The sequence below is a fragment of the Streptomyces sp. AC602_WCS936 genome, assembly GCF_019049125.1.
Lineage (GTDB): Bacteria > Actinomycetota > Actinomycetes > Streptomycetales > Streptomycetaceae > Streptomyces.
This window is the reverse complement of the sequence record NZ_JAGMUF010000137.1, coordinates 42437-59542: the sequence shown is the minus strand read 5'-3', so window position 1 is coordinate 59542 and position 17106 is coordinate 42437. Positions and strand designations below refer to the sequence as shown.

Here is a 17106-nt window from a genome sequence, read left to right as displayed (position 1 = left end):
CCGAGGAGGCCCCCGCGCCCGGCACCGGCACGGTCCTGATCACCGGCGGCACCAGCGGCCTCGGCGCCAAGCCGGCCCGGCACCTGGTGGCCCGGCGGTGGCGTCCGCCGCGCCCCGTGGCGCTACGCTCCGCGGTCCGCCGCGCCGCCCGCGCCCAGCGGGCCGGTCGGGTTCATCGCCCCCTCGGCCTCCAGCCGGGGCAGGTCCCGCCGGGCGACCCTGAGGACGACGGGCGGCAGTACCGCGCGTCCCGCCTGGGCCAGACGCAGCCAGCGAGGCACGTACACGGCGGTGCTGCGGCGTTCCACGGCCCGGACCAGCCGGGCGGCGACCAGGTCCGCCGGGAAGGTGCGGCGCGCCGGTGCCGGCATGTGGGCGCGCAGTTCGCGCAGGACCGCGTACCGGTCGGCGTCGCGGATCATGTCGGTGTCGATCCAGTTGAGGTAGGCGATGCCCACGGCGACGCCGTGGTGGGCGACCTCGGCGCGCAGCGAGTGGGCGAACGCCTCCACGCCCGCCTTGGAGGCGCAGTAGGCGCTCATCATGGGGGCGGCGCCGAGTGAGGCCAGCGAGGCGACCTGGAGGTGGTATCCGGCGGTGCGGCGCAGGTCCGGGAGGAAGGCGCGGGCCGTGTGGGCGCTTCCGGTCAGGTTCACGTCGACGACGCGGCGCCACTCGTCCGGGTCCGACGTGGCGAACGGTCCGCCCAGCGCGATGCCGGCGTTCGCGACGACGACCGACGGGGGCCCGAGGCGCCCGCGCACCTCGTCGGCCGCCGCGTCCAGCGCGGCGGGGTCGGTGACGTCGGCCTCGACGGCGAGCGCCGGGGTCGGCAGGGACGCCGCCAGGGCGTCCAGGAGCGGTTTCTCGTGGCCGAGCAGGGCGAGCCGGGCGCCCCGGAGCGCGCAGGCACGGGCCAGGGCGGCGCCCAGTCCGCGTGCGGCGCCGGTCACCACGACGGTGCGGTCGCTCAGGGGACTGTCGGTCACCGGCCGGCCCTTTCCTCGGGGTGCGCGGGGAGGTTCACTTCTTGTCGCCGGCGCGGTCGCGGCGGGTCAGGGCACGCTGCACCCGCGTGAGGTCGGCGAACCGGTGCCGGCGCAGGGCGGCACGGGCGGCGTTGGCGCCCGGCGCCCCGTGCACTCCCCCGCCCGGGTGGGCGCCGGCGGAGGCGAGGAAGAGACCGGCCACCGGGGTCTCCGGCCGCCCGGTGCCGGGCACGGGCCGGAAGACGAGCTGCTGGTGCATGGCGGTGGTGCCGCCGTTGATGGCGCCGTTCTCCAGGTTGGCGTCCAGGGCCTGGAGTGTCGGCGGGGCCAGGACGCGGCGGGCCCGGATCAGTGCGCGGAAACCGGGCGCGAAGCGTTCCACCTGGCGTTCCACCCGGTCGGCCATGAGCTCCTGCTCCTTGGCGTCCCAGCTGCCGGTGATGTCTTCCTCGCCCGCGTCGGCCCGGATGTCGTGGGGAACGTGGGTGTAGGCCCAGGCGGACTCCGTGCCGCTCGGTGAGCGTGTCGGGTCCGTGGTCGTCATCTGGCCGAACAGCGAGAAGGGACGGTCGGGCACCTGCCGCATGGCGATCTGGGCGGCGAACCGGGTCAGCTCGTCGAGACCGTCGGCCAGGTGCACGGTTCCGGCCCGGGCCGCTTCCGGGCACCGCCAGGGCACGGGGCCGTCCAGCGCCCAGTCGACCTTGAAGGTGGCGAAGTCCCACTGGAAGCGCCGCAGGTCGGCGAGGACCTGGTCCGGCAGGTGCTCGGGGGCGACGAGATCGCCGTAGAGCGCGGGCACCGACACGTCGGCGAGGACGGCGCGGCGTGCGGCGACCGTCTCGCCGCCGGCCGTGCGGACGCCCACCGCGCGCCGGTCGCGGACCACGACCCGTTCGACGCGCTGTCCGCAGCGCAGGGTGCCGCCGCAGGAGCGCAGCCGGTGGACCAGGGCCGCGGTGAGGGCTCCCGAGCCGCCCACCGGCACCGGGAAGCCGTAGGTCTGGCCGAGCATCGACATCAGCCAGCCGAAGCCGCCGCTCCCGGCCGCCTCCGGGGCCAGATCTGCGTGCAGCGCGTTGCCGGCCAGGAGCAGTCTGCCGCCCTCGCCGCGGAACTCCTCCTCGCCCAGCCGGCGCACCGGCAGCACCATGGTGCGGGCCAGCCGGAGTCCCCCGCCGCCGCGCAGCCGCAGGGCCAGCCGGGCGCCGGCCCGGACCGGGGGGAAGGGCGTGAAGAGGGCGTCGAGGAGGTCGGCGCGATAGCGGTCCCACACCGCGTGCAGGCGGTCCCAGGCGGCTCCGTCGCCGGGTGCGAAGGCGTCGAGGGAGGCGGCGGTGACGGTGACGTCGCGGTCCAGGACGGCGCAGGTGCCGTCGGTCAGGGGGTGGGCGAGCACGTGCGGGGCGTGGGCCCAGCGCAGTCCGTGGTCCTGGAGCCGCAGTCCGGCCAGGACCGGGGAGGCGGCGGCGAGCGGGTAGAAGGAGCTGAACAGGTCGTTGACGAACCCGGGGGCGACCTCGCTGTCGTGGCGCACGGCGCCGCCCGGCTCGGGCTGCTCCTCCAGGACCTCGACGCTCCAGCCGGCGTCCGCCAGCAGGTTGGCCGCCACCAGCCCGTTGGGGCCCGCCCCGACGACGACCGCGTCAGGCACGGCCGGTTCCCGTACCGAGGTTCACGGACCCGGCCGAGTCGGACGGGTCCGGACGGCACCCGTCGCCCGACTCGCACAGTTTCGCCAGCCTGGCGAGCATCGCGCGGTGCCGCACCTGGATCAGCGCCTCGACGCCCACGTTGTGCACGAAGCCGCCGGGTCCGCGCAGCGGGTGTTCGTCGACGATGACCAGGCACTGCTCGCCCCAGGGACGCAGCTCTATGGCGATGCGGGCGGTGCCGAGCCGGCCCGCCTTGGCCTCGATCTCCAGTTCGGAGCCCGCCACGCAGTGCCTGACGACCGACTCGTTGTTCAGCCGCACCGGCCCGAGCCGGACCTCGTAGGCGATCGTCGCGCCGACCTGCGGCCACTGTCCGCTCCTCGGGGTGACGTCCGACGGACCCACCACCCACTCCACATACAGGTCGCCGTCCGCGAGGACGTCCCACACCGCCTGGGGACTCGCCTGGATCAACCGATGCCGAACCGCCACGCGCGCCTCCCGCGCCGATGAACCGTCACTGCAAGGACGCAGCACTGAGTGCCCCGTCCGCGACGGGCCAACCGGGGAGGCGACTCGCCGGCCTGCCGCGCGCAGGTCTCAGGGAAGGCACTGCATTGGCATGGACCTGATCTCTCCTTCCTGGCTAAGCTCGGAGCGACCCCGATGAGAGCGCTCTCAGACACGCGGTTCCACCCATCAGTTCCACCCCCACCTTGCTGGAACGACGAAGGGCAACTCCCGTGAGACGCAGCAGACTCAGGCACCTCGGCCTGTCCACCCTCCTCGTGCTCGGCGGCCTCACCGCGACCGGCACACTGCCGGCCTCGGCGGCCGGCTCCACCACCGCCCCTGACCGGGAACCGGCCGCCTCCGCCGGTCTCCTGGACGCCATGCAGCGGGACTTCGGCCTCACCCGGACGGAGGCCGAGGACCGGCTCGCGGCCGAGCGCCGTGCCACCGACCTCGCTCCCGAAGCACGCCGGGCCGCCGGGGCCGCGTACGGCGGCTCCTGGTTCGACGCCGGCCGCGGGCGGCTGACCGTGGCAATCACCTCGGACGCGTCGCCCGCGACGGTCCGGGCGGTGGCCACCACCGGTGCGCACGTGCGCACCGTCGAGCACAGCGCGCGGCAGCTCGACGCGGCCATGGACCGCATCGACCGCCTCGACGCCCCCGCGGGCGTCAGCAGCTGGCACGTCGACCCGGCCGCCAACTCCGTGGTCGTGGACGTGGTCCGGGGCGAGCGGGCCGACAACGATGTCCGCCGCTTCGTGGACCGGGCCCGCGAGGCCGGGCCGGTCACGGTGCGCACGGTGGCCTCGGCGCCGAGCACCTTCGCGGCCGGCACGGTCGGCGGAGACCCGTACTACACCGGGAACGTCCGCTGCTCCATCGGCTTCTCGGTGCACGGCGGCTTCGTCACCGCCGGGCACTGCGGCGGTGTGGGAGGGGCGGTCCGCGGCTGGGACGGCTCGCACATCGGGACGTTCCAGGGCTCGTCCTTCCCGGGCAACGACTACGCCTGGGTCAGCGTGGGCAGCGGCTGGTGGACGGTGCCGGTGGTCCTCGGCTGGGGCACGGTCTCCGACCGGTTGGTGCGCGGTTCCAACGAGGCTCCCGTGGGCGCGTCGATCTGCCGCTCCGGCTCCACCACGCACTGGCACTGCGGCACCGTGCTGGCCAAGAACGAGACGGTCAACTACAGCCAGGGCGCGGTGCACCAGATGACGAAGACCAGCGTCTGCGCCGAGGGCGGCGACTCCGGCGGCTCCTTCATCAGCGGCGACCAGGCGCAGGGCGTCACCTCGGGCGGCTGGGGCAACTGCTCCAGCGGCGGGGAGACCTGGTTCCAGCCCGTCAACGAGATCCTGAACCGCTACGGGCTGACGCTGCACACCGCCTGACCGCCTCGGGGACGGCAGGAAGCTCCGCCGGGTGACCGGCGGAGCTGTCGGTGGGTCAGCGGTGCGGGACTCAGAAGCCCCCCGGCCCGGCGCCCCCGTCCGGTGCCTCGGGGCCGGTCGCCGTCGTCAGCCGGCGGTAGGCGGCCCGTGCGTGCACCAGGCGGGCCAGCGCCGTGCCGACGAGGGCCGCGCCGAGCAGGCAGGCCAGCCAGAGCGCGTCCCGCCGGCCGGCCCACGTGAGGGTGCCGGCCGGCGGGATGGCGAAGCCGTTGAGGGACAGCCAGCACAGGAGCGCCGTGCCGGGAGCGGCCGTGAACCGGGCGCAGATCCCGAGGAGCGCCGCCAGCAAGGAGAGCAGGGCCAGGGCGAGTCCCGGACGGCCGTAGCCCACGGTGCCGTTGACGATCGCCACCAGGGCGAGGGCGCCGGCGAAGGCTCCCGCCCACACCAGCGGAGCCGCGACCGGCCGGGGGACGGGTCTGGGACCGCTGCCCAGGGGCACCCACTCGATCATGCTGACGGCTCCTTCCGGTCCGGACGGCTCCGACCACGGCATCGGACACCGACCCTGCGGGCAGATTGTCCCATCGGGGCGCGGGGCGGTGTACCGGGTACCGGGTGCCGGCCCTACCGGTCGGCTTCCGCGCGCGGTGCGGGCGGGGCCGCCGCGGACACCGCCGGTCCACCCGCCTCCGCTTCCTCACCGGAGCGTTCGCCGTGCGGCGCGGCCGTCGTCCGCGCCCCGGGGAGCAGCCGGCCGGCGGACCGCAGCCAGCCGGCGAGCACATGGGCCCGTCCCGCGACGATGGGGCCGAGTACGGCGAGGACGAGGACGTATCCGGCGATGAAGGGGGCGAGCCGCCCGTCGAGTCCGGCACCCGCGGCCATGGCTGCCAGGATCAGCGCGAACTCCCCCCGGGCGACCAGGGTGGTGGCGATCTCCGCGGCGGGCTGGGAACCGTAGTCGTACACGCGGGCGACGCACAGCCCGGCGACGACGTTCATGAGGACGGTCAGTGCGGCCGCCGCGGCGACCGGCCCGGCGACGGAGGCGATGTCGCCGGGGTCGATGGCGAGTCCGAAGGCGAAGAAGAAGATGGCGGCGAAGGCGTCGCGCAAGGGGTGCACCAGTTCCCGGATGCGCGGCCCCGACGGGGTGCCGGCGAGGATGAGGCCGACCATGAAGGCGCCGATGGCGTCGGCGACGCCGAGGACTTCGGAGACACCGGCGACGAGCACCGCGGCGCCGAGGAAGCTGATGACGAGCAGTTCGTTGTCGCGGGTCGCGATCAGGCGGCCCACCAGCCGGGTGCCGTAGCGGGCGGCGGCGGCCAGCACCAGCAGGAAGCCGAAGGCCTTGCCCGCCTGGAGGGCCGTGTCCGCGACGCCGTGCGCGCCCGCGATGACCGGTTGCAGGGCTGCCAGGTACAGCGCGAGGAAGATGTCCTCGACCACGATGACGCCCAGGATCAGCCGGGTCTCGGGGCGTCCGATCCGGCCGAGGTCGATGAGGATCTTGGTGACGATCGCGGACGAGGATATGCCGAGCACACCGGCGAGCACCAGCGCCTCGCGCACGCCCCAGCCCAGGACGAACCCGAAGCCGAGCCCGGCACCGACGTTCAGCAGCAGATAGATGCCGCCCGCGGTCAGCAGCCGTTTGCCGCCGCTCTTGAGGTCGTCGAGGTGGAACTCCAGGCCCAGGTAGAAGAGCAGCAGCACCAGTCCGAGCGCGGAGAGCATCTCGAAGTCGTGCGCGTCCTCGACCAGGACGAAACCCGGTGTGTGGGGGCCGAGCAGGATGCCGGCGAGCATGAACAGGGGAATCGTCGGGAGTCCGATCCGGCCGCCGAGGCGGGCGAGGAACGCGGCGGCCAGGAAGGCACCGCCCATGGCGAGCAGGGTGTCAGCGTGTCCCACGGGTCACCGCCTGCGACCGTGCGGGAGTTCGGCAGGGCTTCACTTGACGGGAATGGATGCGGGTTCTCCTTCATCTGGTGACGCGTCGTCTGTCGTACCGCCGGACGTCGTCGGCCGGCACCGTGACACCACTCCCGGGCCGCACGGGGCGCCGGCCGGGCCGCGACGCGTGCGGGCGGGCGCCCGGACCCGGTCCGTGCCCCACGGCCGTACGCACCTATGACCACCGGCCGCGCCGGCACTCGGGGTGCGGACGGCACAACCCGGAACGGACCACGCGGCAACGCCCGCGAACGACGGGCGAGATGGGACTTCCTTCCCCGATGGGGCTTCCTTCCCCCGCACCCCTCCCCGGCCCCCGGACGAAGTCCCCGGGGCGCGGCATCGCTCAACGGTCGCACGCCTGGCCGGCGGGCGGCCATCGGGGACGGCACCCATAACCCACCGTGGCCGACACCCATCGTGGGCGGCGGGACGCACTGCCCTGCGGCGCGGGAGGGCGTGCCGCGGCCGACTCGGGGATCCCGGCCGCGGCACACCCTGCGGCCCCGGCGCGGGAGGACTGCGCGCCCGGGCACGACGTGCGACTGCCCCGGACGGAAACCTCGACACTGCACCAAGCGAGTGATCATCACGACCGTCAACCGCGACGAGGCCCGGAACCCTTTCGACTGACAGCCATCGCCCGGCGGGCTGTCACGTCACCATTCCTTCGGCCGGTTCTCCATGATCGTGGGCGAATCCCCGTCTCTCGTCCGGAAGGTTTGTCCTGCCATGACCTCTCCCGCCACCCGCGTGTCCGGCGTGGAATTGCCGCCCGTCTTCTGCCCTTTCGAGTCCGCCATTCATCCCCGGGTCCGGCAGGTCGAGAAACGGGCCGTGAAATGGATCGGCGACAGCGGAATGTGCGCCTCGGAGCGGGAGCGGGCCTGGGCGGTCGCGACGCACAGCGCCGACTTCTTCGCGCGGTTCGCGCCGGTCGCCGAGGAGGAGCGGCTGCTGGCGGCGGCCCTGTGGGTGTACTGGGGTTTCGCCTTCGACGACGCGCGGTGCGACAGCGGTCCGCTCAGCAGCCGTCCGGCCCAGTTCAACGCGCTGGCCGGCCAGGTGCAGCGGGCCTGCGAGACGGATTCGGCCGTGGGCGCGGACCGGTTCGTCGGCGCCCTGCAGGACATCATGCGCCGCTTCCGCGGTTTCGCCCCGCCCACGCAGGTCAGCAGGTTCGCGCACGCCCACCGCGCCTGGCTGTCGGGGGTGGCCTGGCAGATCGGCAACCAGGCGGCCGGCCGCATGCCGGGCCTGGACGACTTCCTGACGATGCGGCTGCTGTCGTCGGGCGGCGAGCCCACCTTCGCCCTGCTGGAGCTGGCGACCGGGGCGCAGGTTCCGGACCGTGAGCTGCACCGCCCGGCCGTCCGCGCGCTCACCGAGATGGCCATCCTCGTGGCCGCCCTGGACAACGACGGGCACTCCTTGCGCAAGGAGCTCGGCGGCGGGGAGGCCGACCAGAACGTCTACACGGTGCTGATGCAGGAACTGTCCTGCCCGCTCGAGGACGCCGTGCGGGCGGGCACCGGCCTGCGGGACCGCGTCCTGCTGCGCTTCATGGAGCTGCACGACCGGGTCCGGCCGACCGCCGGAGAGGACCTGCGCACGTATCTGGGCGGGCTCATGTACGGCATCCGCGGCAACAACGAGTGGGGGCTGCGGGTGCCGCGGTACATCCGCAGCGGGTACTGGCCGGACGAAATGGACGACACGCTGCTGACCTGGGCCGACGAGCCGTCCGACACCCGCCCGGGACCGGTGGAGGGCGCCCCGGCCATCGCCTGGTGGTGGGACGCGGACCTCTCCTGACGCCCGGACGGGTGCGGTCGGGTCAGCGCGCCGAGGCCAGGTCGAGCGTCCACCAGGGTCCGCCGGAGCCCTTCGCCCGGCCGACGCCGGCATGGGTGTAGCGGCAGGTGAGGAGGATGTCGCGGTGCGGGGCACTGCGCATCCAGACGGTCACGGCGGCCTCGGCGGTGTCCGACCCGGCGGCGACGTTCTCGCCGGCCGAGCCGACCCGGTATCCGGCGGCCCGCATCCGGTCGGCGGGGCTGCTGCCGTCGGTTCCCATGTGGGTCAGCCGACGGGTGCGGGCCATGGCACTGCTGTGCTTCTGCGCGGCCCGGTCGAGCGCCCCGTGCAGCCGCACCGGGGAGCAGCCGGCCTGCTTCCGCTGCCGGTTGACGGCGTCGACCATGCGCTCGTCCGCCGCGCCGGAACCACCCGCCTGCGGTCGGGAGGCGGACGATTCCGAGGCGGGCCGGCCGGGCGCGGGCTGCCACCGGCCCGGCTCGGGCACCGGCCACAGCGGCGCCCGGTAGGGGGTGGGCGGCGTCGGTGGGGGCGGTGGTCCGGCCCAGGCGGGTCCCTGGACGACGTGCAGTGCGGTGAGGACCGCGCAGAGGGCGAGCGCCGGCCGCCGCATCCGGGTCATATTCTTTATCGCCTTTCTTTTTCCAGTCATCTGCTGGTGTATCCGGCAACTTCATTCGAGGGAACACGGCCTTTTACGGCACCATGGCGAGACGGGATTGGCTAGCATTGCAATCGTTCACACCCCCTCTCCATTTTTGATTCCTTTCGGAGGTATTTCATGTCGTTGAAGCTGCGCCGCGCCGCCGTGGTGTCGCTGGCCGCGCTGGCCCTGACGGCGGGCGGGGCCGTGTCGGCCGCCGGTGCCGCCGAGGCGTCGGCTCCGGCCGTCGCCTCGCTCGGCCCCGACGGCGGCGGCCACGGGTCCCGGGGCGGCCACGAGCCGCCGCTGCACTTCGGCCCGTTCGAGATCCCGAAGTTCGGCAGCGTCTCCGGCGGCTTCTCCTGGGGTCTGGCGCGCTAGCCGGGCCGGGCAGCGGCAACACTCGCATGAGGGCCGTCGGTCGACGGCCCTCATCGTCGTTTCAGCGTGGCGGCGCTGGCCACGAGCACCAGCACCACGCACACGAGGATCAGCACCGCGTCGCGGACGAACAGTCCGGTGACGCCCGTGTGCGTGGCGGCCTCGCCCGCGGCCTGCACGGCGTACGTCATCGGCATCGCCCGGGCCACGGCCGCCAGCGCGCCGTGCATCTCGTCGCGCGGCACGAACAGTCCGCAGACCAGGAACTGGGGCAGGACACCGGCCGGCAGGAACTGCACCGCCTGGAACTCGTTGCGGGCGAAGGCGCTCACCAGCAGTCCGAGGGCGAGGCCCAGCAGGGCACCGAGCATCGCGATGACCATCAGCAGATAGGCGGGCCCCTTGATGTCCAGCCCCAGCGGGCCCACCGAGAGCAGCGTGGAGAGCACTGCCTGGAGCAGCGCCAGGAACGCGAACGCGAGGCTGTAGCCGAGGACGATGTCCAGCCGCCGGACCGGCATCGTCAGCAGGCGCTCCGCGGTGCCCGAGGTGCGTTCCCTGAGCGTCGACACGGAGGCCACCAGGTACATCACGATGACCGGGAAGATGCCGAAGACCTGGGGTCCGACGCGTTCGAAGGTCTCCTCGGAGTCGTGGAACATCAGCTTGAGCAGCACCATGAGCATGCAGGGGATGCCCAGCAGCAGGGCGGTGCTGCCGCGGTCGCGGGAGATCTGCTGGAGCACCCGCACCGCGGTCGCGGTGGTGATGCCGGGTGAGAACGGCAGCCGGTCGGTCAGGTGAGTGGCAGTCATGTGAGGGTGTCCGCAGCGAAGAAGGTGCGTTCGGCGTCGGGCGCGCCGGGCTGGTCGAGCAGATGGGGCGACAGGCCGTCGACGGCGTCGTGCTGCCGGGCCGCCCGCGCCTCGGCCGCCGCCGCGGCCCGTACGAGGTGCAGGAACGCCTCCTCCACGTCGGCACAGCCGGTGTGCTTCAGCACGCTGTCCCGGTCGGCGCTGGCGAGGAGCCGGCCGGAGCGCATCAGGAGCAGCCGGTCGCAGCGGTCGGCCTCGTCCATCACATGGCTGGACACCAGGAGTGTGGTGCCCTCCTCGGCCAGCCGCTGGAAGACCCGCCACAACTCCCGGCGCACCATCGGGTCGAGGCCGACGGTGGGCTCGTCCATCACGAGCAGGTCGGGCCGGTTCAGCAGGGCCACCGCGAGGGAGACCCGCGAGTACTGGCCGCCCGACAGCCGGGCGACCGGCTGGTCCGCGTACGCCACCAGGTCCACCTCCTTCACGACGCGGACCACGGCGTCCTCCCGGCGCCAGCCGCGCATGCCGAGGGCGGCGGCGAAGTACCGAAGGTTCTCCAGCACCGTGAGGTCGGCGTACACGGACGGTGCCTGGGTGACGTAGCCGACGCGGGTGCGCAGCGGCCAGGCGCCCGCCGAGTGGCCGAGCACCTGGACGTGGCCGGCGTTCGGCTGCTGTACGCCGACCACGCAGCGCAGGAGGGTGGTCTTGCCGCATCCGCTCGGGCCGAGCAGGCCGACGATGCGGCCGCGGGGAATGGTGAAACTGACGTTGCGCAGCACCGGCCGGGTGCCCCGGGCCACGGTCAGCCCGTAGGCGGCCACGGCCGGGAGGTCGCCCGGGGGCGCTGCGCTGTGCTCGGTGGTCTGCACGGCTCCACTGTGTTTCGTCGGATCGGGGCCGCGGCGGACGGCCACGGCGCGGCCGGGGCGAGGGAACGGAGCGGTCATCGCCAGGACAACGGCCCGTCCGGCCCGAGGTCACGCGCCGGTGACGTCCTCGCTCCGGCCGGTTGGGCTGATTGGGGGGAGGGTGGGCGAGTGCGGGCGTCGGTGTGCGTGTCAGGACTCGCGGCGGGTCATCGACCGGGCGATGTCGTGCAGTTGGCGGTATGCGTCCGCGGTGGGACTCGCCAGTGAGAGGGATCGCAGCGCGGCCGCCGTCTGGCGGCGGGCCTCCTCCTCGGCCGCCTGCCGTCCGCCGGCCTCCTCCACCAGGTGACGCGCCATCTCGACGTCGCCCTCCGTCAGCGGGTGCGGTGCGCGGTACAGCTCGCGCAGCCGCTCGGCCGCGGCCCCCGGGGCGGCCAGGGCCGCGACCACGGGCAGCGACTTCTTGCGTGCGGCCAGGTCCGCGCCGACCGGTTTGCCGCTGCGCGCGGTGCGGCCCCAGATGCCGAGGATGTCGTCCGCGCACTGGAAGGCCACGCCGAGGTGCCGGCCGAAGTCCCGCAGCCCGCCCACCCGGACGCCGTCCGCTCCCGCCAACACCCCGCCGAGGGCGCAGGCGCAGCCGATCAGGGCGCCGGTCTTGCCGGCGGCCATGGTCAGGTAGTCGGCCACCGTCACGTCGTGCGTCTTCTCGAAGGCGACGTCGTGGCTCTGCCCCTCCACCAGCTCCAGCAGGGCGCCCACGAGTTCCTGCACGGCCGCTCCGGCGCGGGCCGGCGGGGCCTGGGCCAGGGAGCGCATCGCGGCGACCAGCAGCGCGTCCCCGGTGAGCACGGCCGCGGGCGTGCCGAACAGGGACCAGGCGGCCGGCCGGTGCCGGCGCAGCGCGTCGCCGTCGATGACGTCGTCGTGCAACAGGGTGAAGTCGTGCACCAGCTCCACCGCCACGGCGCCGGGCACGGCGTCCGACGGGCTGCCGCCGACGGCCACGGCCGACAGCAGGGTGAGCGCCGGGCGCACCACCTTGCCACCGCCGGACGCGGACGTACGGGGCTCGCCGTCGGCCTCGCACCACCCCCGGTGGTATCTGGCCACCAGGCTCTCGGCGGCGGGCAGCGACTCGACCGCGGCCCGCAGGGCCGGCGACAGCACGTCGTCGACCCAGTCCAGCCGGGGGAAGGTACCTGCCGGGGCCGAGTCGGTGATCTGCGACACGAACTACTCCTCGCGATGGGGACGTCAGGGGCGGTGAGCGGGAACCGGCGGCGCCTCGCACCGCGCCGGCCGCACGGCCAGTCAATCGGCTGCCGCACCGTGCGGGCGGAGTTCCGGCGCACCACCCGGGGAAAGATCACCGAAGCAGCCCAGCTCCATGACCATGCACCCAGCCGACAATCACGCCGTCCGCCCCGCCGCGGAGCGCGACGGGGCGGACGGTTTGCGGACGGTCCGTCAGCACGGCGTGGTCGCCATGAGCTTCTCGAAGGAAGCCATGCAGTCCGGGCAGTGACGCGCCCGTTCGCCGTCGGATGCTTCGATACGTTCGCGGAGCTGCTCTCCGCACAGAGTGGCCGCTGCCCTTTTGGCCATCACGTGCCACACCAACGCTCCGCCCGCCTTCTCCGGGCCCACGCACATTTCGTACATGATCGGCCTCCCAGCCTGGACGCCGCTGACACACTCCAGGAGACACCGGATCGGCCGCCACCAGTAGCGAGCGGGGGCCATTCGGGTGACGGCCGCTGCGTCCCTTCGGGGCGGCGACACACCCGGACGGATAGAAACGATCAGCCAACCGGCCCTACCTGGGTGGGTGCGTGACGTGGCGTCGACGCATGCGGCCGGGGGTCGGCTGCTGTGGTCGGATGGCGACACAGACCGAACCGATCGCTCCGGTCCCGGCGGCGCGACGCCGCCACAGGGGGCGGGTGGTCATCTCCTGGCTCACCACGACCGACCACAAGCGCATCGGCCACCTCTACCTCATCACGTCCTTCGCGTTCTTCCTGATCGCGGGAGTGCTGGCGATGCTCGTCCGGGCGGAGCTGGCCCGCCCCGGTCTGCAACTGCTCTCCAACGAGCAGTACAACCAGTCCTTCACGATGCACGGCACGATCATGCTCCTGCTGTTCGCCACCCCGACCTTCGCGGGATTCGCCAACGCGGTCATGCCGTTGCAGATCGGCTCCCCGGACGTGGCGTTCCCCAGGCTGAACATGCTGTCGTACTGGCTGTTCCTCTTCGGTGGCCTGATCGTTCTCGCGAGCTTCCTCACCCCGCAGGGCGCCGCGGACTTCGGCTGGACCGCCTACACACCGCTCAGCGGGCCCCTGCATGCGCCCTACCTCGGCGGGGACCTGTGGATCATGGGGCTGGCGCTGTCCGGTTTCGGCACCATCCTGGGAGCGGTCAACTTCATCACCACCATCATCTGCATGCGCGCTCCCGGGCTGACCGTCTTCCGCATGCCGATCTTCGTGTGGAACGTGCTGCTGACTTCCGTCCTGGTGCTGCTGGCCTTCCCGGTGCTGGCGGCGGCGCTGCTGGTGCTGGAGGCCGACCGGCACTTCGGCGCGCACGTGTTCGACGCCGAGAACGGCGGGGCGATCCTGTGGCAGCACCTGTTCTGGTTCTTCGGCCATCCCGAGGTGTACATCCTCGCGCTGCCGTTCTTCGGGGTGGTCACCGAGATCATCCCCGTCTTCGCCCGCAAGCCGGTCTTCGGTTACATGGGGCTGGTCGGTGCGACGATCGCCATCGCGGGGCTGTCGGCCACCGTCTGGGCGCACCACATGTTCGCCACCGGTGCCGTGCTGCTGCCGTTCTTCTCCTTCCTGACGTATCTCATCGCCGTCCCCACGGGCGTGAAGTTCTTCAACTGGATCGGCACGATGTGGCGGGGGTCGCTGTCCTTCGAGCCGCCGATGCTGTGGGCGGCCGGGTTCCTGGTGACGTTCCTTTTCGGCGGACTGACCGGGGTGATCCTCGGCTCCCCGCCCCTGGACTGGCACGTCACCGACTCCTACTTCGTCGTCGCGCACTTCCACTACGTCCTGTTCGGCACCATCGTGTTCGCGATGTTCGGCGGCTTCAGCTTCTGGTGGCCGAAGATGACGGGCCGCATGCTCGACCACCGGCTGGAGAAGGTGCACTTCTGGACGCTGTTCGTCGGTTTCCACACCACGTTCCTGGTGCAGCACTGGCTCGGGATGGAGGGCATGCCGCGCCGGTACGCGGACTACCTGGCCGCCGACGGCTTCACGGCCCTGAACACCGTCTCCTCCGTCGGCGCCTTCCTGCTGGGGCTGTCGACGCTGCCGTTCCTCTACAACGTCTGGAAGACCGCCAGGTACGGGCGGCCGGTCGAGGTCGACGACCCCTGGGGGTACGGGCGTTCACTGGAGTGGGCCACGTCCTGTCCCCCGCCGCGCCACAACTTCCACGCGCTGCCCCGGGTGCGTTCCGAATCGCCGGCCTTCGACCTGAACCATCCCGAGCTCGTCCGGCTCGACCAGGCCGAGCAGACGGGGCGGCGCGACGCGGTGGAGCCGGGCGAAGGGCACAAGGGCGCCCGCTCGTGACGGGCCGCGTCAGGACGCCCGTACGCCGGTGACGGCGAAGCCGCTGCGCGGGCGGGTCGGGATGCGGCGCAGCGGGATGCGCAGGTCCTGCTCGGGGACCGTGTACTCCAGACGGGCCAGCCGCACCGCCAGCGCCTCCAGCAGACCCACGGTGAGGCGCTCGCCGGGACAGCGGTGACCGGTGGCCGGATCGGCGCCGCCCTGCGGGATCAGTTCGTCGCGCTCGGGGGGCCGGTCGAGGAACCGCTCGGGCCGGAAGGCGTACGGGTCGCCCCACAGCTCCTCGTCGTGGTGCTGGCCGTAGACGTCCAGCAGCAGGATGCCGCCGGCCGGGACGGACTCGCCGTGCCAGGTGAGGTCGGTGACGGTCCGGCCGCCGAGGAACGGGGCGAACGGGTAGAAGCGGCGGACCTCGTGCGCGAACGCCGTGGCGAACGCGCCGTCCCCGGCACGCAGCCGCTCCCGGTGGGCCGGCCAACGGTGCAGTGCGTGCGCGGAGAAGGCCACGAACCAGCTGACGGCGGCCGTGGGCCGCAGCACGTTCAGCAGTTCCACCGCGGCGGTCCGGGCGTCCAGCGGGCCGTCGGGGCCGTCGCGGTGCCGGGCGACCCGTTCGAGCACCGAACCGGCCGGGGCGATGAGAGTCCCGGACCGTACGTCCTCGATCAGCCCAGCCGTCCGGGCCTCCTGCCGGGACCGGGCCCGGCGGGCCCGCAGATGGCGCGGTCCCGGGGTGGCGAAGCCGTCGACCATCGCGATCAGGTCCCGCGCGAGGGGCTCCGCGTCGACGGCTTCGTCGGGGAGCCCGGCCCAGCGGCAGACGCCGCGGGTGAGCACCACGCCCGCCTCGTCGAACAGGACGACGCGGGCGCGCTCGCTCCAGGCGTGCACGGCCTCGTCCCAGGCCTCGGTGACGTGCCCGGTGAGGCCGGCGACCCGGTCGGGGTCCAGCAGCGGCAGGAACAGTTCCTTGCGGGCACGGTGGGCGTCGCCGTCGAGGGTGTGCACCGCGCCCTGCCCGAACAGGGTGTCCAGCACGGGCGCGGGAATGGCGCCGTGACGGTGGACGTGTGCCTCGTCGTAGAAGAAGCGCACGGCGTCCGGGCCGCGCACGGCCAGCGCGGGCTTGCCGAGCAGCCGGGTGCGCACCACGGAGTCGGCGCTTTCGCGCATCCGGTCGGGCAGCCAGGCGTACCCCTCGGTGAGCACGGCCAGGGTGCGGTCCATGAGCGGGCGGCGGTGTGCGTCCATGGCCGGTGGGTGCCCCGGGCCGCGACGGGGACACCTGGCGGTGCGGGCGGTCGGGTGAGGGTCCGCGGTCGGGGTACTCCGTTCTTCCACGGGGCCCCGGTGCCGGGCGGCCCGGGCCCCGGCCTCGGCCCCGTACTCCCGGACAGGATCGGACCACCCTCATGTCCCCGTCCACGCCTCCGTCCCCGGCCCAGACCCCGGACGACTCCCTGCGGATCCACTTCGTCGGCAACGCGACGGTGCTCCTCCGCTACCGCGAGCTGAGCCTGCTCACCGACCCGAACTTCCTCCACCGCGGCGAGCGCGCGCACCTCGGGTACGGGCTGGTGAGCCGCCGCCTGACCGAGCCCGCGCTGGACCCCGGCGAGTTGCCGGAGCTCGACGCCGTGGTGCTGTCGCACCTGCACGGCGACCACTGGGACCGCAGGGCCCGGCGGTCGCTGTCGCGGTCGCTGCCGATCGTCACCACCCCGCACGCCTCCCGCCGATTGCAGGGTGTGCACGGATTCCACCGTGCCGTGGGGCTGCGCACCTGGCAGGAGGAGACCGTGCTGCACGCGGACGCGCGGGTACGCATCACCTCGCTGCCCGGCCGGCACGCCGGGCACCCGGTGCTGCGGCGCCTGCTGCCGCCGGTGATGGGCAGCCTGCTGGAGTTCGGCCCGGCCGCAGGCCCTGCGCGGCACCGGCTCTACGTCTCCGGCGACACCCTGCTCTTCGACGGCCTGGACGAGATCGCCCGGCGCTTCCCGCGCCTGGACCTGGCGGTGCTGCACCTGGGCGGGACGACGCTGCCGGGCGGCTTCGTGGTGACCATGGACGGGCGCCAGGGCGCGGAACTCGCCCGCCGTCTCGACCCGCGCCTGATCCTGCCGGTGCACTACGACGACTACTCCGTCTTCCGCTCACCGCTCGACGCCTTCCTCGCCGAGGCCGACCGCAACGGGCTCGCCGACCGGCTCGTGCACTGCCGGCGCGGTCAGCGGGCCGTCCTGCGCCCGGACGGCGGCCCGCCCGTCGTGACGTGACGGGCGGGCCGCGGCGGCCGCTCGGCGCAGCCTGTCGACGGCCGTGACCGTGGTGGCCCGGAGGCCGGCCAGGTCCGCGCGGAGCAGGGCGGCGAACTCCTCGGCCCGCCGCGTGCCGCACCTGGAGGTCGGCAGCGGGTCCGACTGCCCGGCGTCGACCGGAGGCCGGTGTCGCGGCGGTCG

Annotated in this window: 16 protein-coding genes; 6 read left to right on the top strand and 10 right to left on the bottom strand. The window is 73.6% G+C overall.

The window, feature by feature from the left end; genetic code table 11:
* Nucleotides 1-122: 122 nt before the first annotated feature.
* The 3 genes from KUM03_RS36485 to KUM03_RS36475 are packed head-to-tail and all read right to left on the bottom strand — an operon-like array spanning nt 123 to nt 3136.
* Nucleotides 123-989 (bottom strand): SDR family oxidoreductase, encoded by an 867-nt coding sequence (locus tag KUM03_RS36485; protein ID WP_217254853.1) that lies wholly within the window; start codon nt 987-989, stop codon nt 123-125.
* 34 nt (nt 990-1023) lie between these two features.
* On the bottom strand, nt 1024-2643 hold the full coding sequence (locus KUM03_RS36480) for an NAD(P)/FAD-dependent oxidoreductase (RefSeq protein ID WP_217254852.1): 1620 nt from the start codon (nt 2641-2643) through the stop codon (nt 1024-1026).
* The gene (locus KUM03_RS36475; protein WP_217254851.1) at nt 2636-3136 is read right to left on the bottom strand and encodes an SRPBCC family protein; all 501 of its coding nucleotides are present in this window, start codon (nt 3134-3136) and stop codon (nt 2636-2638) included. The genes KUM03_RS36480 and KUM03_RS36475 overlap by 8 nt, the downstream gene beginning before the upstream one ends.
* 251 nt (nt 3137-3387) lie before the next feature.
* Here KUM03_RS36475 and KUM03_RS36470 point away from each other — a divergent pair, with 251 nt between their 5' ends.
* Nucleotides 3388-4551, top strand: a complete 1164-nt coding sequence (locus tag KUM03_RS36470) for a S1 family peptidase (RefSeq protein ID WP_217254850.1) — start codon at nt 3388-3390, stop codon at nt 4549-4551.
* Nucleotides 4552-4621: 70 nt separating this feature from the next.
* On the opposite strand, the gene KUM03_RS36465 is transcribed toward KUM03_RS36470, so the two are convergent.
* Nucleotides 4622-5065, bottom strand: coding sequence for a hypothetical protein (locus KUM03_RS36465; RefSeq protein WP_217254849.1), 444 nt, complete (start codon nt 5063-5065; stop codon nt 4622-4624).
* Nucleotides 5066-5178: 113 nt separating this feature from the next.
* A complete protein-coding gene (locus tag KUM03_RS36460; RefSeq protein ID WP_217254848.1) occupies nt 5179-6471 on the bottom strand; it encodes a cation:proton antiporter in 1293 nt (430 codons plus the stop codon).
* A gap of 774 nt (nt 6472-7245) precedes the next feature.
* On the opposite strand from KUM03_RS36460, the gene KUM03_RS36455 reads away from it, so the two are divergent.
* Nucleotides 7246-8328, top strand: a complete 1083-nt coding sequence (locus tag KUM03_RS36455) for a hypothetical protein (RefSeq protein ID WP_217254847.1) — start codon at nt 7246-7248, stop codon at nt 8326-8328.
* A 22-nt stretch (nt 8329-8350) separates the two neighbouring features.
* Here the strand turns inward: KUM03_RS36455 and KUM03_RS36450 are convergent, their stop codons facing one another.
* The gene (locus KUM03_RS36450; RefSeq protein ID WP_217254846.1) at nt 8351-8944 is read right to left on the bottom strand and encodes a CAP domain-containing protein; all 594 of its coding nucleotides are present in this window, start codon (nt 8942-8944) and stop codon (nt 8351-8353) included.
* A 168-nt stretch (nt 8945-9112) separates the two neighbouring features.
* On the opposite strand from KUM03_RS36450, the gene KUM03_RS36445 reads away from it, so the two are divergent.
* The gene (locus KUM03_RS36445; protein ID WP_073730253.1) at nt 9113-9355 is read left to right on the top strand and encodes a hypothetical protein; all 243 of its coding nucleotides are present in this window, start codon (nt 9113-9115) and stop codon (nt 9353-9355) included.
* 50 nt (nt 9356-9405) lie between these two features.
* On the opposite strand, the gene KUM03_RS36440 is transcribed toward KUM03_RS36445, so the two are convergent.
* The 3 genes from KUM03_RS36440 to KUM03_RS36430 all read right to left on the bottom strand — a co-directional run bounded on the left by KUM03_RS36440 (nt 9406) and on the right by KUM03_RS36430 (nt 12278).
* A complete protein-coding gene (locus KUM03_RS36440; RefSeq protein WP_217254845.1) occupies nt 9406-10170 on the bottom strand; it encodes an ABC transporter permease in 765 nt (254 codons plus the stop codon).
* Nucleotides 10167-10997, bottom strand: a complete 831-nt coding sequence (locus KUM03_RS36435) for an ABC transporter ATP-binding protein (protein ID WP_217255171.1) — start codon at nt 10995-10997, stop codon at nt 10167-10169. Before KUM03_RS36435 ends, KUM03_RS36440 begins: the two co-directional genes overlap by 4 nt.
* Before the next feature lie 237 nt (nt 10998-11234).
* A complete protein-coding gene (locus KUM03_RS36430; RefSeq protein WP_217254844.1) occupies nt 11235-12278 on the bottom strand; it encodes a polyprenyl synthetase family protein in 1044 nt (347 codons plus the stop codon).
* 157 nt (nt 12279-12435) lie between these two features.
* On the opposite strand from KUM03_RS36430, the gene KUM03_RS36425 reads away from it, so the two are divergent.
* The gene (locus KUM03_RS36425; protein ID WP_217254842.1) at nt 12436-12573 is read left to right on the top strand and encodes a hypothetical protein; all 138 of its coding nucleotides are present in this window, start codon (nt 12436-12438) and stop codon (nt 12571-12573) included.
* A 355-nt stretch (nt 12574-12928) separates the two neighbouring features.
* Entirely contained in the window at nt 12929-14644 is a 1716-nt protein-coding gene (gene ctaD / locus KUM03_RS36420) for a cytochrome c oxidase subunit I (protein WP_217254840.1), read from the top strand.
* 9 nt (nt 14645-14653) lie between these two features.
* On the opposite strand, the gene KUM03_RS36415 is transcribed toward ctaD, so the two are convergent.
* On the bottom strand, nt 14654-15895 hold the full coding sequence (locus KUM03_RS36415; protein ID WP_217254839.1) for a cytochrome P450: 1242 nt from the start codon (nt 15893-15895) through the stop codon (nt 14654-14656).
* A gap of 161 nt (nt 15896-16056) precedes the next feature.
* Here KUM03_RS36415 and KUM03_RS36410 point away from each other — a divergent pair, with 161 nt between their 5' ends.
* Nucleotides 16057-16923, top strand: a complete 867-nt coding sequence (locus tag KUM03_RS36410; protein WP_217254838.1) for an MBL fold metallo-hydrolase — start codon at nt 16057-16059, stop codon at nt 16921-16923.
* Nucleotides 16924-17106 lie beyond the last annotated feature (183 nt).

What these genes read in the sequence shown, in the direction of transcription:
- KUM03_RS36465 (WP_217254849.1), bottom strand. Translation starts at nt 5,065, where the DNA reads ATGATCGAGTGGGTGCCCCTGGGCAGCGGTCCCAGACCCGTCCCCCGG.
- KUM03_RS36455 (WP_217254847.1), top strand. Translation starts at nt 7,246, where the DNA reads ATGACCTCTCCCGCCACCCGCGTGTCCGGCGTGGAATTGCCGCCCGTC.
- KUM03_RS36450 (WP_217254846.1), bottom strand. Translation starts at nt 8,944, where the DNA reads ATGCGGCGGCCGGCGCTCGCCCTCTGCGCGGTCCTCACCGCACTGCAC.
- KUM03_RS36445 (WP_073730253.1), top strand. Translation starts at nt 9,113, where the DNA reads ATGTCGTTGAAGCTGCGCCGCGCCGCCGTGGTGTCGCTGGCCGCGCTG.
- KUM03_RS36440 (WP_217254845.1), bottom strand. Translation starts at nt 10,170, where the DNA reads ATGACTGCCACTCACCTGACCGACCGGCTGCCGTTCTCACCCGGCATC.
- KUM03_RS36425 (WP_217254842.1), top strand. Translation starts at nt 12,436, where the DNA reads ATGACCATGCACCCAGCCGACAATCACGCCGTCCGCCCCGCCGCGGAG.
- ctaD (WP_217254840.1), top strand. Translation starts at nt 12,929, where the DNA reads ATGGCGACACAGACCGAACCGATCGCTCCGGTCCCGGCGGCGCGACGC.
- KUM03_RS36415 (WP_217254839.1), bottom strand. Translation starts at nt 15,895, where the DNA reads ATGGACGCACACCGCCGCCCGCTCATGGACCGCACCCTGGCCGTGCTC.
- KUM03_RS36410 (WP_217254838.1), top strand. Translation starts at nt 16,057, where the DNA reads ATGTCCCCGTCCACGCCTCCGTCCCCGGCCCAGACCCCGGACGACTCC.